Source organism: Agathobaculum sp. TL06 (assembly GCF_054658635.1).
Genome location: NZ_BAAGGY010000052.1, coordinates 1 through 3,894, shown reverse-complemented (window position 1 = coordinate 3,894; position 3,894 = coordinate 1). Strand labels below are relative to the sequence as shown.

Below are 3,894 nucleotides of genomic sequence, written 5' to 3'. Positions count from 1 at the left end.
GTTCGCAAAGAGCAGGGCAATCTGTTCGCCGGAAGTGGGCGCGGCCGAGCTGGTGCCGAGTACGCCCAGATTGGCCTTTTTGCCGTTGGTGTAGTAGGTCGCGCCGTTCTCGATCACGGCCACCGCGCCCTTGCTGGTGTCCACTTGGCTTTCGCTGGAAACGACCTCTTGGGCAATATCCATCTTATCTTCCAGCACCGCGTTAGGGTCGGAGACGTTGCGCACCGTCAAAATGCCGGCCTCCTCGCCATCCGCTACCTTTACGGCGTACTGTTTATCGTCCGCACCCTTTACCGTGAGCGTATCATCGTTTTCCACGCCGATGGTGTACTCGCCGGCAAGTCCGTCATTCTCATACTCGCCAGCAGCGCGGGTCTTCTGGCTTACCACGGGGGTAAAGGTGTTCTCAACGCCGGACAGCAGCCAGTAGCTGCCTGCCTGTTCTGGTTTGCAGGTATTCCCGTCCACAGTAAACTCCAGGTCTGGAATGGCAGTTGATTCCACGCCGGTAATCGCATACCGCACGGAGGGGAACGGGTCATCGCTGATGGAGTCGCCGCCGGTGTAGGCCGTCATGTCCTGCGGGGTGAGGATGACGGTGACTTCTTCCGGCATTAAAATCAGCAGATTGCTGTCGCTTTCTGACCGGATGATGTAATATCCGGCGTCGTTGCTCTGGAATACCGCGAAGTCGTCGTCCGTGATGGTATACTCGCCCTTTCCATCGGCGATCACCCGCCACTTCTGAGGGTTCTCAACATTGACGCGGATATTGCTGCCCGCCAGTGTCCCGGCTACCTTCAGGCGCGCGTCATAGGGAAGTGCGGCACCGCTGACCGGTGACGTCCAGAATCCGTTATAGGCATTTTCATCAAGACCCTGATATTGGTTTTTCATATTGAGCTCCACCAAAGCCTCCATCAACTCATCCATGGGGCCGGTGTAGGATTCTCCGCTGCTGATCAAGCCGCAGGCAAGCGCTGCCCTGTCGATATCCTCTTGATCCGCATTTGCTATTTCCAGACGGACATATACTTCAAAATATGCTTTATACAGCCCTTTGTGCAGCGCGCTGAACTCCTCAAATGAGGGAACAAAATCGTAATACTGCCGGTACTGATTGATCAGTTGGTCGATTGCTTGAATGGGATATGTTACGGAATATATATCCCTAATAGTTTCGAAATACAAGTCTTCCAACTCGTCCCGCTCTACTTCATCCTTTGCCTGGATCACTCCCAGGCTGACCAAAGCCTCTTTCAGCTCCTCATCGGACAGTTTTCCGATTTGTTCTTGAAGTTGAGGGATAATCGCCTTTTCAATGTAGTCCGCCGTAGTTGCGGCAATAAAATCCTCCAGACCTTTTATACTGTTGCTTACACCAGGATCTGTCACAGCCATTTCCGGGTTTTGGCGCAGGTACAAGTCGCTGGCCGCGCCTGTATCATCCGTATTTCCTGCGATGTTGACGACACCTTGGATTGTGGCGTCTACATCCCAGCCCAGGAACATACCGCCGCCGCACGCTGTTGCTGTATTCCCAGTGATCGTGCCGCCCTGCAGATTCACTTTGCAGGGTATGGGCGTTCTTCCAGCAGAAATATAAGCGGAAAAAATGTCCAGGACCTCCGCAGCCCCTGCCACATAGATTCCGCCGCCAGAGGGGGCGCGGTTTCCGGAAATAGTCCCGCCCTCTACCGTAAGGGTGATTTTTTGTGATTCGCTGATGGTGCCGCTGGTTGCTGTCAATTTCTGATTGAGTAACACGATCCCGCCGCCAGCGCTGGACGCCTCATTATTGGAGATAACGGCGGATTCTTTAATAGTGAGGTTTCCGCGATCTAAAGACCCGATGCCACCGCCAAACGCACCCTTGTTTCCACTGATGGTCCCCTCAATGGTCACTGTCCTGGCTTCATTATATACCGCGTTATTCACGTGCGAACTTAATACGCCGCCGGTAAATGCTCCGCTGCAATTTAGGACCTTGGCATCCTGTCCTATGCTGATGTTTTCAGTTCCGATCAAACCTCCTGTGGGATAAAAACCAGATACCGCGTTCCAACTCGCTCCCGTTGCGGTACAGTTCTGAATCGTGGCTTGGTCGGTCATACTTACATCGCCACGCTGCGAATAACAACCACCCACGAACTTGCCTTGGCACGAGTCAATGAGGGCGTTATCCTTTATTGTGACACCATCATTTCCATAACCATGTATTCCTCCAACCCCATCTTCGTTTGTTGCTGTGCAGTTGGCAATTTTGGCGTTGCCTTGCAGTATGAGCGTACCCCAAGAATCAGCTCCTCCGACATCGCCCGCTTCATTATCGTGAATATATGCAGTTCCGCCAATGGTAAGTGTTCTCCCCATATACACGGAGGAAACAGTTGCCACCTCGGATACATTCCCGAAAATTTCTCCGCCTTCCATGACAAATGGTACGCCGGAAATGGCATATTTGCCGTAATTCCCTGTAATTTGGCCGCCGTACATCGTTACTTTGGGCAGCGTACGGCTTTTCGGTTCGCCTATTGTAGAAACCGTACAGCCGGTCAGGACTATGCCATCCCGGAGCACAACACCATGGGGGCTGGTTTCTGAGCCAGTCCCGTAGTAATTTGAAACAATGGTGGTATTGGCCTGCTTTGCTCCGTCAAATGTCAACAGGCCTTTTGACATATTATCCTGTCCCAGAGTTAGGACACTGGTTCCTGTGGTCACGGAACTCAATGTATCCAACTCAAACATTGAGTCCTCCGTTTCCATAGGCATGGCGGTAACAGTGACCGGGTTCCCCTCTTGAGCAATAATGGTAATTTCCGCACTGATTAAAATGTTGTTTGCCCCGGCCAAACCGCTGCTCACCACGGTAATGGTACCGCCGCCGGCTTCGTTCAGGGCCTCCACGGCTTCGGACAGAGTGACCGGGCTTTCGGACTGAACGGTGCCATCGGTGCTCACATAGGTGCAGGTGGCGTTCTCCGTGGGCAGTTCGTCCGGGATGGGCGCGGTCATTTGATTCTGTTCGTCAACCAGCGCCTGGACCGCCGACAGCAGAGCTGCCAGTTTTTCCGCCAAAGCCGCATCAACAGCAGCGCGGTCCTCCTCGCTGAGCGCGTCGTAGGCGGCCTGGGCCGCAAACACGTCCGCCGCATGGTCCAGCGTCACATCCTCCGCGTCGGGCAGGGCCGCGATCAGCGCCTCCGCCTGCTTTGCAGCCGCGGAAGACTCGGGGGCATTGTCGTCCCCGTTTTCCCCGCCGTCGGGCAGGACGCAGTCGCCCTCATGGCCCTCGGCCAGCGTGCAGCCTTCCGTTTTGGTGCAGGCCGCAAAGACCTCCCCATCATCGGCAGGTGCGGGATCTATGTAGCCGCACTGCGTGTAATCGGTCCCGCAGACCGGGCAAAGTTCATTAAAATCCTCCTCGGTGCATGCTGCCTCGCAGATACACTCCGCCTCTGGCAGTTGCCCGTCGGTCGGTTCTGGCCCTTCCGCAAGGGCCGTCGGCAGCATGGACAAAATCATGACCACCGACAGCAGGGTTGCCAATATTCGTTTTCTCATGTCGTTTGTTTCCTCCTGATGATTGATGTACACCATCCCTTGGGGCGGATCGCTCCAAGGGTGATTGCCTGCATTATGAGCAGTTCAGCATAGAAAGCAGCCGCTCACGGGCGGCTGGGGCTGTTCCTTCCGGCGGCGCCTGTGCCAGATAGACCAGCGCGTCGTTCCAGCCGTGACGGCGGGACGAGGGATTTGATGTATTCACCGGCCGTTCACCTCCCCCCAGCCGATGGCAAGCTGCTCCTGTTCCAGCAGCCGTTCGTAGTTCTGCTCCGCCAGCAGGGCGATGCTTGCCCGAATCCCCGCCTGCGTGGCCTGATATAATTT

At 55.2% G+C, this 3,894-nt stretch carries 2 protein-coding genes; both read right to left on the bottom strand.

Annotation, left to right across the window (positions count from 1 at the left end; genetic code table 11):
• On the bottom strand, window positions 1–3,567 hold a 3,567-nt coding region (locus ACYQ3S_RS15535), incomplete at its 3' end, for an autotransporter outer membrane beta-barrel domain-containing protein (protein WP_459690265.1).
• 73 nt (window positions 3,568–3,640) lie between these two features.
• Entirely contained in the window at window positions 3,641–3,772 is a 132-nt protein-coding gene (locus ACYQ3S_RS15530; RefSeq protein WP_459690263.1) for a hypothetical protein, read from the bottom strand.
• Window positions 3,773–3,894 lie beyond the last annotated feature (122 nt).